The following is a 17,160-nucleotide window of genomic DNA, read 5'->3' as shown; positions in this document are numbered from 1 at the left end:
TTCGATCGCGGGCACCATGGAGGCGGCGCGACTCGTGGGGAGATTATCCGGTCATCCGCTTACGAAGTGCTTAAACCCGGTGACCGCCCTCGCGCTGCGCGTTTGCCGACCGGTCGGGCCGGCCTATAGAATCGAGCGAAGCGGTGTGAGGCCATTCGGGCGATCGCAATGATTGCCCACGCTACGGCACGCACAGGCGTTGCATCCGCCGAGGCGTGCAAACGCTCATGAAGTGCCGGGGTGTCTGCCCCGGTTGCCGGAGACACCGACAATCTTTCGACCGAGCGCAGTGACTGATGCCTGACAACGCCCTGCCAAGCGCCATCATCTGCCTTCCGTTCGTGGCCAGCGTCGTGGTGTTCCTGCTGCGTGGCCGTGGCCGCAGCCACAACCTGGCGGCGTGGCTGATGACTGCCACGGCGCTGCTCGGCCTGCTGCTTTCGCTCTGGCTGTACCCGGCGATTGCTGCCGGCAACGTGCTGCGCCAGGTGATCCCGTGGGTGCCGGGACTGGGGCTGGACCTGGTGCTCCGGGTGGACGGCTTCAGCTGGCTGTTCATGCTGCTGATCTGCGGCATCGGCACGCTGGTGGGCCTGTACGCCCGCTACTACATGTCGCCGGACGATCCGCTGGCGCGCTTCTTCGCGCTGCTGCTGGCGTTCATGGGTTCGATGCTGGGCATCGTGATGTCCGGCAACGTGATCCAGCTGGTGTTCTTCTGGGAGATGACCAGCCTGTTCTCGTTCCTGCTGATCGGCTACTGGCACCGCGGACCACCGGCGCGCGACGGCGCGCGGATGGCGTTGATCGTCACCTCCGGCGGCGGCCTGTGCCTGTTCGCCGGCGTGCTGCTGCTGGGGCATGTGGTGGGCAGCTACGACCTCGACGTGATCCTCGCCGCGGGCGACATGGTGCGCGCGCATGCGCTGTACACGCCGACGCTGCTGCTGATCCTGCTCGGCGCGTTCACCAAGAGCGCGCAGTTCCCGTTCCATTTCTGGCTGCCGCAGGCGATGTCGGCGCCGACGCCGGTATCGGCCTACCTGCACTCGGCCACCATGGTGAAGGCCGGCGTGTTCCTGCTGGTGCGCTTCTGGCCGGTGCTGGGCGGCACCGACCAATGGTTCTGGATCGTCGGCGGGGTGGGCCTGGTGACGCTGATCCTGGGCGCGTACTCGGCGATGTTCGAGCAGGACCTGAAAGGCGTGCTGGCTTACTCGACGATCAGCCACCTGGGCCTGATCACCATGCTGGTCGGCCTGGGCAGCGCGCTCGGCGTGGTCGCCGCGATCTTCCACATCGTCAACCACGCCACCTTCAAGGCCTCGCTGTTCATGGCCGCCGGCGCGGTCGACCACGAGGCCGGCACGCGCGACCTGCGCAAGCTCGGCGGGTTGCGCCGCTTCATGCCGGTCACCGCGACGCTGGCGCTGATCGCCGGCGCGGCGATGGCCGGCGTGCCGCTGCTGAACGGTTTCCTGTCGAAGGAGATGTTCTTCGCCGAGACGCTGGCCACCCGCCAGGGCCCGTTGCTCGACATGATCTCGGTGGTGATCGCGGTGGCCGCCAGCGCGTTCGGCGTGACCTATTCGATCCGCTTCGTGCGTGGCGTGTTCTTCGGCCGCGTGCCCGCCAGCTTGCCGCGCGAACCGCACGAGCCACCGCTGTGGATGCGTTTCCCGATCGGCTTCCTGGCGCTGGCCTGCCTGCTGGTGGGCATGCTGCCGGCGCGGGTGATCGGCCCGTCGCTGCGCGCGGCGGCAAGCTCAGTGCTGGGTGCCGGCCAGCTGCCGGACTACAGCCTGGCGGTATGGCATGGCGTGACCACGCCGCTGCTGATGAGCATCTTCGCGTTCGTGGCGGGCTGCCTGCTGTACGTGCGCCTGCGCGGCTATGTTGCCGGGCGCGAGGTGGCGCCGCTGACCGGGCGACTCAGCGGCAAGCGCATCTTCGAGCGCGTGCTGGCGGTGCTCGCTGCGGATATCCCGCGGTGGATCGAGCGCCGCTACCCGAGCCGGCGGCTGCAGTCGCAGCTGCTGTGGATCGTGTTGCTGGCGCTGCTGGCCGGCGGCCTGGCCGCGACCAGCGCGCCGTTCGGCTTCCATCCGCGCTGGTCCAGCGTCGACCCGGCGTTTGCGCTGCTGTGGCTGCTCGGCGCGGCCTGCGCGATCGGCGCGGCGAGCCAGGCCAAGTTCCATCGCCTCGCCGCGCTGGTGCTCACCGGCGGCGCGGGGCTGGTGTCGTGCGTGAGCTTCGTGTGGTTGTCGGCGCCGGACCTGGCGGCGACCCAGTTGCTGGTCGAGGTGGTCACCACGATCCTGATCCTGCTCGGCATGCGCTGGTTGCCCAAGCGTATCGAGGGGCTGGCGCCGGAGAGCCGCATGCACCGCTTCCGGCGTCGTCGCGACGGGCTGATCGCGATCGTGGTCGGCCTCGGCGTGGCCAGCCTGGCCTATGCGGCGATGATGCATCCGGTGGCCGACTCGATCTCGCGCTTCTTCCTCGAGCGCGCGTACACCGAGGGCGGCGGCCGCAACGTGGTCAACGTGATCCTGGTCGACTTCCGCGGCTTCGACACGCTGGGCGAGATCAGCGTGCTGGCGATCGTGGCGCTGACCGTGTTCGGCCTGTTGCGCCGTTTCCGTCCGGCCGCCGAAAGCATCAACGTGCCGCTGCAGCAGCGCCGGCAGGTCGTGCCGGATGCGGGCGAAGCCAGCCGCGCGGTCGATCATTCGCTGACCGATTACCTGATGATCCCGGGCCTGATCATCCAGCTGATGTTCCCGGTGATCCTGCTGTTCGGGCTGCACCTGTTCCTGCGCGGGCACGACCTGCCGGGTGGCGGTTTCGTCGCTGGCATCACCGTGGCGGTGGGCCTGATCCTGTTGTACATGGCGCGCGGCGCGCGCTGGGTGGAGGCGCACCTGCGCGTGCTGCCGGTGCGCTGGATCGGCGCGGGCCTGTTGCTGGCGGTGTCGACCGGGTTGGCTTCGCTGGCGTTTGGCCGTCCATTCCTTACCTCGTATTTCCGCTACGCCGAGCTGCCCGTGCTGGGCAAGCTGCCGCTGGCCTCGGCGGTGCTGTTCGACCTGGGCGTGTTCAGCGTGGTGGTGGGCGCCACCGTGCTGCTGCTGATCGCGCTGGCGCACCAGTCGCTGCGGCGTCCGCGCCAGTTGGCGGATGCGCCGGCCGCGGCGGGAGGACAGGGCTGATGGAACTGGTCCTGGCCGCCGCGATCGGCATTCTCGCCGCCTCCGGCGTGTGGCTGCTGCTGCGCCCGCGCACCTTCCAGGTGATCATCGGGCTGACCCTGATCTCCTACGCGGTGAATCTTTTCATCTTCTCGATCGGCGGCTTGCGCACCGGCGCCGACCCGGTGCTGCGCGACGCGGCCGGCGACATCGCGCAGTACGCCGACCCGCTGCCGCAGGCGCTGGTGCTCACCGCGATCGTGATCGGCTTTGCCACCACCGCGCTGTTCCTGGTGGTGCTGCTGACCTCGCGCGGCCTCACCGGCAACGACCACGTCGATGGCGAGGACGGCACGCCGTGAGCAACCACCTGATCATCGCGCCGATCGTGCTGCCGCTGCTGGTCGCCGCGCTGCAGCTACTGGTCGGCGAGAAGCGCCGGCGCACGGTGCTGGCGCTGAGCGTCGCCTCGTGCGTCGTGCTGGTGTTGCTGGCCGCCGCGCTGATGCTGGCGGTGGCCGGCGACGGCGCGCTGACGGCGGTCTACCGCATCGGCGACTGGCCGGCGCGCTTCGGCATCGTGCTGGTGGCCGACCGGCTGTCGGCGCTGATGGTGCTGCTCGCCAGCGTGCTCGCGCTGGCGCTGTTGCCGTACGCGCTGGGCCGCTGGCAGCATCGCGGCGGCCACTTCCAGCCGCTGCTGCAGTTCCTGCTGATGGGCCTGAACGGTGCGTTCCTCACCGGCGACCTGTTCAACCTGTTCGTGTTTTTCGAGGTGCTGCTGGCGGCGTCCTACGGCCTCGCCCTGCATGGCTCGGGCGCGCGCCGGGTCAGCGCGGGGCTGCACTACATCGCGGTCAACCTGACCGCCTCGATGCTGTTCCTGCTCGGGGTCAGCCTGATCTTCGGCGTCACCGGCACGCTGAACATGGCGGCGCTGGCCGAGCTGATCCCGCACGTGCCCGAGCGCACCCGCGCGCTGCTGCATGCCGGTGCGGCGATTCTCGGCGTGGCATTCCTGATCAAGACCGCGATGTGGCCGCTGGGCTTCTGGCTGCCGCGCACGTATGCGGCCGCGTCGCCGGCGGTGGCCGCGATGTTCGCGCTGATGACCAAGGTCGGCATCTACGTATTGCTGCGCCTGAGCCTGCTGCTGTTCGGCGACGGTGCCGGGCCGGCGTCGAGCCATTTCGGCAGCGGCTGGATGCTGTGGGGTGGGGTGGCCACCGTGGTCGCCGGCACCATCGGCATGCTCGGTGCGCGCGACCTGGCCAAGCTGGCCGGCTACAACGTGCTGATTTCCTCCGGCACCCTGCTCGGCGCGATCGGCCTGCAGCTGCCGGCGGTCACGGCCGGCGCGCTGGCCTACCTGGTGATCTCCACTCTGGCCATCGCCGCGTTCTTCCTGGTCGCCGGCCTGCTCGCCTCCGACGGTGACGACGACACCGACGACAGCCTGAGCCTGGAACCGTACGAGCAGCTGGGCGAAGCGTCGGCGGGCGAAGGCCTGTATGCGAAGGAGGACGAGAGCCGGGTGGTGATCTCCGCGCCGATCGCCATGCTCGGCGCCAGCTTCTTCGCCTGCGCGCTGCTGCTGGCGGGGCTGCCGCCGCTGTCCGGTTTCCTGGCCAAGTTCGCCATGCTGGCACCGATGCTCGAAGCCGGCCCGCGCGTGGGCGCGATCGTATTGTTCACCTTGATCATCGTGGCCGGCTTCTGCACCGTGATCGCGATGTGCCGCGCCGGCATCCAGATCTTCTGGGTCGAACCCGAGCGAATCTTCCCGAAGGTGCGGCTGGTCGAGAGCGCCTCCATCGCGATCCTGCTCGGCCTGTGCCTGCTGCTGACCGTGCTGGCCGAGGCGCCGCTGCGCTACCTGCGCGACACCGCGCGGCAGATCCACACGCCGGCCGCGTACATCCAGCAGGTGTTGCCGGCCGCGGAGGCGCAGCCATGACCCGGCGCTGGTTGCCGTATCCGATCCTGTCCGCGCTGCTGCTGCTGATCTGGTTGCTGCTGAACCAGAGCATCGCGCCCGGCACGATCCTGCTCGGTGCGCTGCTGGGCGTCGCGCTGGCGAAGGTGTTCGGCCTGCTGCGCCCGCCGAAGGCGCGCGTGCGCAACTATCCGCTGCTCGGCCTGCTGTTCGTGCGCGTCGTCGTCGACATCGTGCGCTCGAACATCGCCGTGGCGCGGATCATCCTTCGCCGCGACAGCCGCATGCAGTCCGGCTTCGTGGCGATCCCGTTGACCCTCACCGACCACTACGGCCTCGCCGTGCTGGCGTGCATCATCACCTCCACGCCGGGCACGATCTGGGTCAGCTACGACTCCAGCGCGAACATCCTGCTGATCCACGTGCTGGACCTGGTCGACGAGGCAAGCTGGATCGACTCGATCAAGCAGCGCTACGAGCGCCCCCTGCTGGAGATCTTCCAATGAGCCACAGCCTGCTCGATGCCGCCATCCTCCTCGCGCAGATCCTGCTGCTGCTGGCGATGAGCTTCTCGATCATCCGCATGGTGCGCGGGCCGCGCGCGCAGGACCGCGTGCTGGCGCTGGACGCGCTGTACGTCAACGCGATGATCCTGCTGCTGACCATCGGCATCCGCAGCGGCAGCCTGCTCTACGTCGAGGCGGGGCTGATCATCGCGCTGCTCGGCTTCGCCGGCACGGTGGCGCTGTCGAAATTCCTGATGCGCGGGCAGGTGATCGAATGAGCCATCTCGACGCCCTGCCGCCATGGGCGGCGATCCTGGTGGCGGTCCTCGTGCTGCTGGGCGCGCTGCTCGCCTTTGTCGGCTCGCTCGGCCTGCTGCGCCTGAAGAACTTCTACAAGCGCGTGCACGCGCCCACCCTGGGCACCACCCTCGGCACGTTCTTCATGCTGGCCGCCTCGATCACCTGCTTCTCGGTGCTGCACGACCGGCCGATCTTCTATGAAATCCTGATCGGCGTGTTCCTCACCCTGACCACGCCGATCACCCTGATGCTGCTGGTGCGCGCCGCGCTGTACCGCGACCGCGAGGAAGGCTCGGCCGACGTACCACAGGCGCCGCCGCACGAGTGAGCGCGGGGTGGCGCTGTCAACCCTGGTTGTTGTCGCCCGGCTTGGGGCAACTGACACGCTGGCCGCGCCAGCAGGCGACCTCGCGTGCGCGACGTGGCGCCAAATAGCCTCGGATCATTGGCGCCGCGTGGCCCGCATGAAACCTATCCGGCACAGCTCAACTGTCGCCTACGTGGAGAGCGCCGGCGAATAAGGTATTTCGTCGGCTTTCCCACTTGGCCAGCCAACCCTCGACCTCGTCACTCGGCATTGGCTTCGCAATAAAGAATCCCTGCGCCATGTCGCAGCCAGACGCACGCAGGAGATCCCAATCCTCACGCTCCTCTACGCCTTCTGCGACCGTGTGCAAACCCAGCTCCCGGGCCAGGCCGAGGCTGGCTTCCAGGATGGCGCGTAGCGATGGCGTGCGGGCTGCCTGGTGGACAAAGCCGCGATCGATCTTCAACTCGTCGAAAGGCAAGTCGCGCAGTTGCGCCAGGCAGGAGTAGCCGGTGCCGAAGTCATCTATCGAAAGCCTCACCTGCTTGAGGCGCAGTCTGGTGAGTACATCCAGTTGCACTTGGGGATTGTCCATCAATCGACTTTCGGTGATCTCCAGGATGAGATGATGGAGTGGCACGCCAGCCGCGTGCGCCTGCTCGACCAGAAAGTCGGGGTAGTCGAGCGAGGAAACGCTCCCCAAAGGCACGTTGATCGCCAGGTCGAGCTGATGTCCTGCGTCGAGCCAGCGGCGCAGGTCGCGTAATGCCTCACGCGTCACCTCAACGCCCAGATAGCCCACCAGCCCGTGCTCCTCGGACATCGGCACGAAGTGGCAGGGCAACACCAGGCCATCCCGCGGATGCCGCCAGCGCACCAGCACCTCCAGCCCGACCACCCTGCCGGTCGCCAGTTCCACCTTGGGCTGGTAATAATTGAGTAGTTCACCTTGGCGGATGGCCAACTGCAAATCGGCCGGCGTATACAACGGGGCCCGTGCCACCGGGCTCGGCGGAGGGACGGCCTGAATCGCCGTGCCCAGCAGCTGAAGCAGGGACTCGGTGGTCACCGGTTTGCCCAGCGCCCCCAGCACATGCAGCCCATGCGCACGGGCCAGCTGTTCGACGGCCTGCCGCGTCCTGGAGTTCTCTCCACTGACGAGCACCAGGCTGCCGGCGTAGCACAGACGCACGAGGTGGCGGACGAACTCCACGCCATCCATTTCGGGCATCTGCAGGTCGCAGAAGACGATGCCTATCTGCTTGTCGTGCTCCAGAAGGCTCAGGGCAGCTTGCCCGCTGGTGTGGCATACCACTTCCATATGCGCTGGCCCGAAAGTTCGGAGCTGGACGGAAAGCAGTTTCAGGACAAACGGATCATCGTCTACCAGCAGAATTTTCATCGTCGCCTCATCCAGACACGTTCGAGTTCGCTTCCAAGCGCAGACTGGCCTTCAGCTGCCGCAATTGCTCTCGCAGTTTCGGCAGCAGTTCTGCGGTCGCGGCTTCGAAGGCGGCGATGGCCCCTTCGGTGACCGCCTTGTCACCAAGGCGCAAGCTGTTCTCCCGCTCGGCGCAAGTATCACCCAACGGGAGACCCATGCTGCGTGCCGAGGGCTTCGGCATACTTGCTTACCTTTAGCGCTGCCGGGCTGCGCCCGTTGTTGCTTGTGGACGTTTTTGCAACCGGACGTGGCTAACTCCGGGCCGCTTCGTGCAGGGAAGACTGGCGGAAAGCCACGAGGAAGGCATTGACGGCGTCCGACTCGCGCTCAAATATCGGCAGCAGTTGGACCAGCGTATCGCTTGCCCCGGCCTTGCCGGCGGTTTCGATCTCTTCGCAGAGCGCGCCCAGAACCAGGGCGCCGACGGTGCGCGCGGAGGACTTCAGCCGGTGCGCCTGCTCGATGGTGGTGGCCATATCGCCAACGCTGCACGCGGCCTTCAGCAATTCGGCGGTCCTGCCAGCGTTGTCCTGGAAGCCCTGCAACAGATCGAAGATGACTGCCGGATCGTTGCCGACAAGACCTTCGAGCACGCCTACGTCCACCGCAACGGTGGTCGATCCATCGAGCGCTGCGCCGTGTGGCGGCTCGACCGGCCGGGGAAGTGGCAGGAGCAGTTCGTCCAGCGCCGTGCGCAGGTCGGCCAGTTGGAGGGGCTTGGTCAGGTACTTGTCCATGCCGGCGGCACGACAGCGCTCCGACTCGCCCTTGAGCGCCGTGGCCGTGAGCGCGGCGATCGGCACGTGCTGCTTGCCCTGCTCTTGCGCGCGGATCGCCGCGGTGAGTTCGTAGCCGTCCATCGACGGCATGTGGAGATCGGTAAGCACCAGCCCGTAGTCGCCGCTGCGCCAAAGTTCCAGCGCCTGCCTGCCGTCGGAGGCCATATCGGCAGCAAAGCCGAGCAGCGCGAGTTGGCGCAGGATGACTTTCTGATTGGTACCGTCGTCTTCGGCCACGAGGATCAGCCGGCCGGCATCGCGGGCGTCTTCGCGCGAGGGCACGGCGAGTTCCCCCGGACGCCGGCCCGCCGGTGCCGGTGCCGGTGCCGGCGCGCGGCCGGCGGCCAGGTTGATGGCCCGGCAAAGACGGCGGCGGGTGAGCACATTGCCATCCACGAAAACGATGTCCGTGTTTCGCGTCGGGTTCTTGGGGCGCGAACCTCGGCCGATGGCGACGATGCGCAAGCCATATTCCGGAGCACGTTGCCTGAGCGCGGGAAGGGATTCGTCGTTGATGGCGGGATCAGTCGTGTCGATCACCCCGATCCACTGTCCCGGCTGCAACATATCCATGAGGCTGCACGCCTGCGCCACGTCGGTTGCCTGGTGCGTCTGCGCGCCCTCGTCGGTGAGGTAGGCGACCAGATCGGCGGCGAGTTCGTCCGCGCCGCCGACAACCATGCAGCGCAGTCCGGCCAGTTCCGGCGCGGGCCGGGCGATCGCTTCTCGCTGCGCCCGCTGTAGCGCCAGGTGCACGCTGAAGGTCGAGCCGTGCCCAGGTTCGCTCTGCAACTCCAGCGTGCCGTCCATCAAATCCACCAATCGGCGCGAAATGGCCAACCCGAGGCCGGTGCCTCCGAAGCGCCGGGTGGTGGAAGTGTCCGCCTGGCTGAAAGCGGTGAACAGTCGTGCACGCGTCGGTTCGTCAATGCCGATGCCGTCGTCGATGACGTCCAGGTCCACGGCGACATGGGTGTCCGTGGAATGACTGGCCAACCGGATGCGCACAGCGACGCGCCCCGACCGTTCGCGGCCGCTGGAGAACTTGATCGCATTGCTTACCAGGTTGACCAGCACTTGGCGCAGGCGCAGGGCGTCGCCGATAACCGTAGCGGGAATTGCCGGGTCGACGAAGACCGTTAGGTAGACGGCTTTCTTCAAGGCAACGTTGGCGAGCATCCCGCAGGCGTTTTCGGTCATCTCGCGCAACGAGAACGGTGACTGTTCGAGTTCCAGCCGGCCGGATTCGATCTTGGAGAAATCCAGGATGTCCTCAATCACAGTCAACAGCGAGAAAGCCGATTCGCGAATCAGGTCGAGCATCTCGACCTGATGGCCTTTGAGGTTGGTCTGCTGCAGGACATCGATCATGCCGATCACGCCGTTCATCGGGGTGCGGATCTCATGGCTCATGGTGGCCAGGAAACTCGACTTGGCGCCATTGGCCTGGTCGGCCGCAGCCTTCGCTGCCGTCAGCTCGCGGTTTGCCCGTTGCAGATCCGATGTGCGCTCGTGCACTCGATGTTCGAGGCTGGAATTGAGCCGCATGACCTCCTGCTGGGCCAGCTGGCGCTCCTCCGCCTCGCGACGCACGTCGCGGTAGGACGCTTGCAACGCCTCCGCGCGCCGTTCCACTTCGGCGAGCATATCGTTGAACGAGTCGACCAGTTCGCCGACTTCGTCATCGGTGGTTTTGGCAACGCGTCGCGAGTAGTCCTGCTGCTCCACCACCTCGCGCGCGATGGATGCCACCGCTGCGATGGGCGCGGTGACCAGCTTCTCCATGCGCCGGATCAGGACCAGAGCGATCCCGGTGGCGAACAACCCCACCAGCACCGCCACTCCGATAGCCCCCGCGATGATGCCAACGAGGTTGTAGCCGACCCGTAGGTAGACGGTGCCGAGGGTGGTGCCATCTTTGACGATCTGCCGGGTTACCACCAAGGCGGTGCCCGCGATGTGGGTTCTGTCGCGCTCGATTTTCGCAGGAAAGGTGCCCTGCTGGCCCTTGGCGACATAGGTAGCGAAGAGTTTGTTGTCAGCGGTGTAGATTGCCGCCGAACGGACGTTCGGTCGCGCGGCCAGCAGGGCGAGGTTGTCGCTGGCCAGCCGCTGGTCGTCGAACTGGAGCGCCGGCGCGGTCATGCGGCCGAGCAGTTCCGCCGTCGTGCTTACGTCGCTCACATGGCGGTAGTGGTATGAAACCACGTTGCCGACAATATTGCCGAGGGTGGCACATACCAGCGCCGCCACCGTGGCAAAGACCACGATGGCCTGCAGCTTTACCCGGATGGAGCGGAACGTGTTTTTCACGGGTCGCCTTGGGTCACCCGCCGGGCGGCGGTGAGCATCAGGGCCCGCAGTTTGAGGCCGCTGGTTGCGGCGGGCTTGAGTGCCACGTTGAAGCGCAGGTGGTGGTCGACCAGATCGAAGCTGATCATGCTGTCCAGCATCCGCTCCTGCCCGGCATCGGAAACCACCAGTACGGGCTTGCCCCTGACTGCATCGCCGATGGCCTGCAGCGTGGGCGCGTCCAGTGCGCCCACGATCAACATGTGCAGGCCTTGCAGTGAGCTCTTGGCCTCCAACCGCCGGGTCACCAGCGGACGGCCGTTGAGCGTCTTGCCGACGATCATGCGGGAGAGAATCTCCTCGAGGTCGTCATCCCCGATCACTCCGACGACGATGGGACTGTCTTCGGTGGCGAAGACCCCGGGTGGCCACTCCACGTAGCCGGCGAACTTGTACAGGTAGGCCGCCTTGACGCGCAGCGCGGGATCGCTGGATTCGACCGCCGGCGGTTGCGCGGCGTTGACCGTGGCGGCAAAGGCCAGGGGCATGGCCAGGATCGCGCACGCCAGCAAATACCTGACGCAGCGGAGCATGGGGAAAACCACGGAAGAGGCCGTCACATCGCCCACGCCAGCGCAAGGATCACTGAGCGGCCGATTTCGCGCCGCAGATCGCGCGACCTGTACTCGCCGTGGCCGCCGGACAAGTTGCGCCCGGTCAGTGATATCTCGGCGCCAGGCGCCAGCGTCCACCCCAGGCGCGCATCGACGGCTGTGTACGCTGGCACGTCGTCCCTGGCCAGCGCGCCGACGTGGCGTAAGCCGATGGCGAGTTCACTGTCGCTGCCGAGGGTCCAGCTCGAGCGAAGTTGCCAGGTATTCGAAGGATCGAAGCCCTCCGCGCTGGGGCCAGCTGCGTCGTTGCTGCCGGGCTTCAACCGGAAGTGCTCGTCGAGTGCGGTAAAGCCGCCGCTCAGGCGCCAGCTTTTGGTGGCCTGGAACGTTCCCCACCACTCGATGCCGTTGGACTGCCCTTCCATCAGGCTGCCGAAAAAGAGGTAGGTGAAGCTGGGGTCGATTTCCTGGGTGCGAAGGTGATCGTAATCGTTGTGGAATACCGTGGCCGACCACGAAAGCCGCGGTGTCGGCTGCCCGCGGTATCCCAGCTCGTAAACCTTCGCCACTTCCGAGCGCACCGGGTCGCCGCCGTTGAGGAGATAAGGCGGCACGGCCGGGATATAGGCATCGCGATCCAGCCGCGATGGCGCCCGCACGGTGCGCGACACGGCTGTCCAGAACAAGTGGCCCGGAGCTGCCTTCCAGGCCAGGCGTGCATTGGGTAGGAATTCGGTGCCGGTGTAGTCGTTGCGCTCCAGCCGCGCGCCCAGCGTCAACCGCAGGTCGTTGGCCAGCGTCATCTCGTCCTGTGCGAACACGCTGGTCCAGCGCTGGCGCGCCTGTGCCGGAAGAAAAGCGAAATAGGGGCTGAGGTTCTCCACCCGGTCCCGGCTCTGCCTGGCGTTCACCCCCCACACCAGCGCATGCATGCCCAGCGGCCGCAGCGAATGCTGCAGCTGGAAGTCGAGGATATCCAGTCGCTCGCCGAACGTCGGCGGCACGGTGCGCCGGGTATGGTCGTAGTAGGCCTGCAGGTCGAGACTGCCACCTTCGGCAAGCGCGCGATTCCAGCGTGCGGTCAGGTTGACGCCCGAGTTCGAAACGTCACCCAGCACGAAGCCAACGCCGTTGATCGCGATCGCGCCGGGCGCCGGTTGCTGTTCGGAACCGTCATAGACATTGCCCTCCACCGTGAAGCGATCGACGGCGTAGTGCCAATCTGTGCGAAAACCGACCTGGCTCCGGTGGCCGGCGTCATCGACCGTGGCGCCGTCCGCGGTCTTGCCGTGGAGCCAGCGCGTGTGCTTGCCATACACCCGGTAATCGCCGTTCGCACCCAGCGTCGCGCCGTAGCGGAAGCCGAGGTCGGAACCCCCGTTGCCCACCGCGGTCGTCAGCAGCGCGCCGTGGGTGTTTTCGGCCGATCGGGTGATGATGTTGATCACGCCATTGACCGCATTGACACCCCACAAGGTGCCACCCGGGCCGCTGATCACCTCGATACGTTCGACATCCTCCAGCATCACGTCCTGCGCGTCCCAGAACACACCGGAAAACAGCGGTGAGTAGACCGAGCGGCCGTCGATCAGGACCAGCAGCTTGTTCGGCGCACTGTTGTTGCTCCCGTTCATGCCACGCGCCGAGATGGCATAGCCGACGGCGCTGGCCTCGGCCACCTGCAGGTTGGGTGCCAGACGGAGCGCCTCAGGGAGGTTGCGCGCACCGGAGCGACGGATGTCATCCGCGGTAATGACAAAGACTGACGCTGCGGCGTCCGACAGACGCTCGGGCTTCTTGGAAACCGACGTGATCTGAATGTTGCCAAGCTCCTCCAGCGACAGCGAGGTCAGGTCCTCAGGCTGCGCAGGCAGGTCGGGGAGGGAGGCGTGCGCTGGCAAAGCTAGCAGGCCGAACATCACGGTAGCGCAGAGGGCAATCCGCGAGGGGTGCCGGCAAATGGCATGGAACCTGTCGCCCAGTTTGGCCGGCACATGCATGGCTGGAATCTCCGTTGAGCCGCGTCGCCCGTGCTGACGGCGTCACCGCAAACCGGTCGTCGCGGTGTCCGCCCGTCCGATTCGCCCGCCCCCGCACCATACGCGGCCCCGATGCCACCGCTATCTACAGTTTCGGCACCCTCGACGGCTGCCGCCCCCGGGATCGATATATTCCCTATGCCCCTGCGGAGTTATAAGCGCAGCAGCAAGCGCCTGTCCAGCAGTGCGGGCGACTCGACGCAGCGGACGCAGCCGGTGCGCGCCGTCCGCAACCGCGTTTTCGACGCGATCGTCAAAGCCCGGCGGACAAGCGCAGCGCCACTAACAAGATCGCAGTTGCCGAGCGCAACTTGGACGTATCCGGGGCATCGCGAGCCCGCCGATCAGGACGCGCGCACTATCCCGGCACATACAACGCGCGGCGCAACAAGCTAGAGAAATCCTGGGGCCAGTCGTTCGGCTAACAGAAGCGCCAGTTTCAGCGCTGCCTGTGTAATCAGAGAACCACGATAGGCGTGAGTGTCACGAAGCAGCGCACCGATCTGGTCTGGGTCGGTTACGCATTGCAAAATGCCTAGCTCGCGGCTGTTCAAGTGCTCCGACCAAGCTATCGGCTGGATTTGAATCGCCCCGGGTTCCGTGGAGGCTGTTTGGTTTAAGTCAGGCCCCCAAGGAGTGACCTGACGGGCGAGTTGCCAGTAGTAGTTTGCCTCGGCCTCGGCCAGCGGAATATAGCCGATGGGTTCGAGCAGTCGGTGGTGGTTGGTGCGCACGATGATCAGCTTGGCCGCTCGCATGACGGCGTCACCGGCGACGAAGTCCGCCATCGCCGTGTGTGCCTCGGCCTTGCGGTCCTCGGCGATCGCATCCTCGAGGTCGAAGGACAGCGCATCGGCCTCGCTGGCCAGCGCCTTGGCGAACAACTTCTGCCGTGCGCCGGGCACGAACAGCTTGCTACGCATGGAGTCGCCCGCCGGTTGCCATCCTCGTTGTGGGCGGCAGTGTGGGGCAAGCCACCCCCTTGAATCGAGCCGGCACGGCGTGTTCAAAAGATAGTTTTTCTATCGAGGTCGCCGGCCGACCACGGATCCGCCGGCTTCCCGCGCCGAAAAGCGTGAGTGGCGCCCTGCCCGCCATGGCTTTGCGCGGTGCGGCTAGTCGCCGGCTTCCACTTCCGGGTCTTTCGCGGCGTCCAGCTGCTCGCGATTGCGCCAGCCTCGGTGCCAGGCAAGAGCCATCGTGGAGCCGTGCTCGTAAGGGCACTTTTCCAGCGGTTCATTGCAGTCGCGTGCGTAATGGCCTTCGATCCAGGCCTGCAGCGGATACTGCATCCCGCTTTCCTTGACCATACTGGCGTCCTCGGTGGGCGTCGTGGAATCTTGGGTGAGGTCGGCGTGCCGAAGTTTCAACTATGAAAAAGCCCGCCGGAGCGGGCTTGGATCCATCTGTGCCGGGGGATGGCCGGGACGGTCGCCTCACGGCGACTAGGTTAGCTGTACAGAGTGAAGCTGTTCACATTTTTTCATTCCATGGTTGGTTGAAACGTGATTTTGATCACGCTTCCAGATCTTGGTTGATATGGTTTCCGGGGCGACTGGCCGGCATGCAGGTGGCCGGATGTGAGGCGAACGTGCGAAACGCAGTTTGGCCATTGCGACCCGTAGCGTTGATGCGTGTTGCGAAGCCCTTGCAGTCGCATCACGACCGTTCGGTGGCGGCGCTCCTTGTCGCCTTGGCCGGCTCTTCGCACAAGGCATCGGCGAAACGTCGCCGGTAAAGACTGTTTCGATTATTTGCCGGAGGAGCCGACGGGAACTCCGGAGTTGCTGCCGGTCGCAGCGCCTCGCCCGGGTCGGCGAATGACTCTCACCTTTCCGCTGCTTCCGCCTCCGCAGAAGAACTGGTCGCCGCCATCGGATTCCAACCCCGACACGCCTACGCCGGGCGGCATCTCGAGTTTCTCCAGGACCTTTCCCGTTCGAGGATCGACCCGCCGTAGTTCGCTTTCGTCGTTTTCCCAGGTGCCGTGCCAGAGTTCCCGCCCGACCCAGGTGACGCCGGTGACGAAGCGGTTGGATTCGATGGTGCGCAGGATCGCGCCGGTCGCGGGATCGACCTGGTGGATCTTGCGCGCCTGGTACTCGCCCACCCACAGCATTCCTTCGGCCCACGCCAGCCCCGAGTCGCCGCCACCGCCAGGCGCCGGGATGGTGGCGAGTACGCGGCCGGTCTGCGGATCGATCTTCAGGATGCGGTCCTCGGCGATCTGGAACAGGTGCCGGCCGTCGAACGCCGTTCCCGCGTGCGCGGCGACTTCGATCGAGCCCAGGATCTCCCCGCTCGCCGGGTCCAGGCTGCTCAACCTATCCCCGACGGCAAGCCAGGCATGCCGGCCGTCATAGCTCACCCCGCCCACGCGGTCGACGCCCGGGAAGGGTCCGTATTCGCGGACGATGTCGGCGGCTGCTCGTTTCATGCGCGCCATCCTAGCCGCCCGGCAGCGGGGTGGGGAGTAACAAGGCGGTCGTGAATCCCGGCACGGGCGGGGCGGTCCAGCGGCGCGCTCGCCCGTGACCGAACGAGTGCGCCTTGCCTGCCGCCGCCAGCACGTCGAGCGAGCGTTGCACGGTGCGCTGGCTGGCGCCGAGCGCGAGGGCGAGGGCCGAGCTCGACCACGACTCGCCGTCGGCGAGGAGGGCGAGTATCGCGGCATGCGGCTCCTCGACGGGCCGTGCCAGCACGACGACCGTGCGCGCGCGCGGCGCCAGCGCGAACCCGTGTTTCGTCGCCACCACGCCGGCCAGCGGCCCGAGCGCCGCACGCAGCCGTCCGATTTCGACGCGCAACCGTGCACGATGCGATTCGTCGGCATGCCTGGTGCGGAACGCCTGCGCGATGAGCGCGCTCCTCGGCGCGTCGGCAGGCCACGCCTCGGCCAGTGCACGGGCGAGCGAGAACAGCACCGGGCGCCGCGCGAGCGAAGTCATCGCGCCGGCCTCGCGCACCACGTGACGGCACGCGTCCACAACGAGCGCCTTCGACCGCTGCAACGCCTCGACTTCCGCGAGCAGCAGCACTCGCCACTTGCCGCGCGCAAGCAGGCGCGCCGCGGGCGCATCCAGCGCGATGGAGGCGTTCTTGACCTCTGCCGCCAGCGCGGGGATGCCGGCGTGTTGCGCGGCGCGGCCGGCTCGGGCCAGCGCCGCGCGCGCTTCCTTCGTGCGCAAGCGGCGCAGCGCGATGCCGGCCGCAACCAGTTCGTGGGCGGCCCGCAAGGCGGGCGGCAGCGGCGCGGGATCGAGTCCGGCGAGCGCGCGCTCGGCCTCGTCCAGACGTCCGATCAGGAGCAGGCGCCGCACCGCGAGGTATCGCGCATGCGCGGCGTTGGCCAGATCGCCGTGCGCTTCGAGCGTCGCCCGCGCAAGATCGAGCGCCTTTGCCGGCCAGCCCAGGTCGCGCGAGGCGAGCGCGATCTCGGCCTCGGCGACGATGCATCGCGCGCGGGCGAGCGGTTCTTTCGCGCCGAACGTGCGCTCGGCGCGGCGCACGAGAACTTTCGCACGCTTGTAGTCGCCGAGCTGCGCCATCGCGATGCCGCGCAAGGCCAGCGCCGGTGCGTCGTCGCGCAGGGCAACCCGTTTCAGCGCACCGAGCGGGTCGCCTGCCGCGAGCGCGCCCGCCGCGGCCGCGATCAGCGAGTCCATCGGAACAGGCTCATTTCAATCGCGCCAAGCTTGTCACTCCCACGGTTCGGTGGTTCGGTCGCAGTCTATCCCACGACCACCAGCCAG

Annotated in this window: 14 protein-coding genes and 1 pseudogene; 6 read left to right on the top strand and 9 right to left on the bottom strand. The window is 66.9% G+C overall.

Annotated features, from left to right (window positions below; genetic code table 11):
• Nucleotides 1–296 precede the first annotated feature (296 nt).
• Genes ASG75_RS10065 through mnhG form a run of 6 tightly spaced genes read left to right on the top strand, consistent with a single transcriptional unit; the run spans nt 297 to nt 6,261 of the window.
• Entirely contained in the window at nt 297–3,212 is a 2,916-nt protein-coding gene (locus ASG75_RS10065; RefSeq protein WP_056388489.1) for a monovalent cation/H+ antiporter subunit A, read from the top strand.
• Entirely contained in the window at nt 3,212–3,553 is a 342-nt protein-coding gene (locus ASG75_RS10060; protein ID WP_056388487.1) for a Na+/H+ antiporter subunit C, read from the top strand. The genes ASG75_RS10065 and ASG75_RS10060 overlap by 1 nt, the downstream gene beginning before the upstream one ends.
• Nucleotides 3,550–5,148: a monovalent cation/H+ antiporter subunit D gene (locus ASG75_RS10055; RefSeq protein ID WP_056388485.1), complete on the top strand. Its 1,599-nt coding sequence runs from the start codon at nt 3,550–3,552 to the stop codon at nt 5,146–5,148. Before ASG75_RS10060 ends, ASG75_RS10055 begins: the two co-directional genes overlap by 4 nt.
• Entirely contained in the window at nt 5,145–5,633 is a 489-nt protein-coding gene (locus tag ASG75_RS10050) for a Na+/H+ antiporter subunit E (protein WP_056388483.1), read from the top strand. The genes ASG75_RS10055 and ASG75_RS10050 overlap by 4 nt, the downstream gene beginning before the upstream one ends.
• Nucleotides 5,630–5,911 (top strand): K+/H+ antiporter subunit F, encoded by a 282-nt coding sequence (locus ASG75_RS10045; protein ID WP_056388481.1) that lies wholly within the window; start codon nt 5,630–5,632, stop codon nt 5,909–5,911. Before ASG75_RS10050 ends, ASG75_RS10045 begins: the two co-directional genes overlap by 4 nt.
• Nucleotides 5,908–6,261: a monovalent cation/H(+) antiporter subunit G gene (mnhG, locus tag ASG75_RS10040; protein WP_056388479.1), complete on the top strand. Its 354-nt coding sequence runs from the start codon at nt 5,908–5,910 to the stop codon at nt 6,259–6,261. Before ASG75_RS10045 ends, mnhG begins: the two co-directional genes overlap by 4 nt.
• 157 nt (nt 6,262–6,418) lie before the next feature.
• Here mnhG and ASG75_RS10035 read toward each other — a convergent pair whose 3' ends face one another.
• From ASG75_RS10035 to ASG75_RS10000, 9 genes and pseudogenes are all read right to left on the bottom strand, one after another.
• On the bottom strand, nt 6,419–7,642 hold the full coding sequence (locus ASG75_RS10035; RefSeq protein WP_056388477.1) for an EAL domain-containing response regulator: 1,224 nt from the start codon (nt 7,640–7,642) through the stop codon (nt 6,419–6,421).
• 7 nt (nt 7,643–7,649) lie between these two features.
• Nucleotides 7,650–7,865, bottom strand: coding sequence for a hypothetical protein (locus ASG75_RS16255; RefSeq protein ID WP_157616927.1), 216 nt, complete (start codon nt 7,863–7,865; stop codon nt 7,650–7,652).
• Nucleotides 7,866–7,935: 70 nt separating this feature from the next.
• The gene (locus tag ASG75_RS10030) at nt 7,936–10,776 is read right to left on the bottom strand and encodes an ATP-binding protein (RefSeq protein ID WP_056388475.1); all 2,841 of its coding nucleotides are present in this window, start codon (nt 10,774–10,776) and stop codon (nt 7,936–7,938) included.
• Nucleotides 10,773–11,303 carry a YfiR family protein gene (locus ASG75_RS10025; RefSeq protein ID WP_162253102.1) on the bottom strand — a complete coding sequence of 177 codons (531 nt, stop codon included), beginning with the start codon at nt 11,301–11,303 and terminating at the stop codon, nt 10,773–10,775. The genes ASG75_RS10030 and ASG75_RS10025 overlap by 4 nt, the downstream gene beginning before the upstream one ends.
• A 68-nt stretch (nt 11,304–11,371) precedes the next feature.
• The gene (locus ASG75_RS10020; RefSeq protein ID WP_157616926.1) at nt 11,372–13,369 is read right to left on the bottom strand and encodes a TonB-dependent receptor; all 1,998 of its coding nucleotides are present in this window, start codon (nt 13,367–13,369) and stop codon (nt 11,372–11,374) included.
• 767 nt (nt 13,370–14,136) lie between these two features.
• A pseudogene (locus ASG75_RS16250) lies at nt 14,137–14,331 on the bottom strand (aldolase/citrate lyase family protein); the annotation flags it as partial.
• Between the two features lie 192 nt (nt 14,332–14,523).
• A complete protein-coding gene (locus ASG75_RS10010; RefSeq protein WP_235580185.1) occupies nt 14,524–14,700 on the bottom strand; it encodes a hypothetical protein in 177 nt (58 codons plus the stop codon).
• 458 nt (nt 14,701–15,158) lie between these two features.
• Complete coding sequence (locus ASG75_RS10005) at nt 15,159–15,845, bottom strand: PQQ-binding-like beta-propeller repeat protein (RefSeq protein WP_056389272.1); 687 nt, start codon at nt 15,843–15,845, stop codon at nt 15,159–15,161.
• A 10-nt stretch (nt 15,846–15,855) separates the two neighbouring features.
• Nucleotides 15,856–17,073, bottom strand: a complete 1,218-nt coding sequence (locus ASG75_RS10000; RefSeq protein ID WP_056388465.1) for a hypothetical protein — start codon at nt 17,071–17,073, stop codon at nt 15,856–15,858.
• Nucleotides 17,074–17,160 lie beyond the last annotated feature (87 nt).

Source organism: Rhodanobacter sp. Soil772, assembly GCF_001428385.1.
Taxonomy (GTDB): Bacteria; Pseudomonadota; Gammaproteobacteria; order Xanthomonadales; family Rhodanobacteraceae; genus Rhodanobacter.
This window is presented reverse-complemented; position numbering and strand designations above follow the sequence as displayed.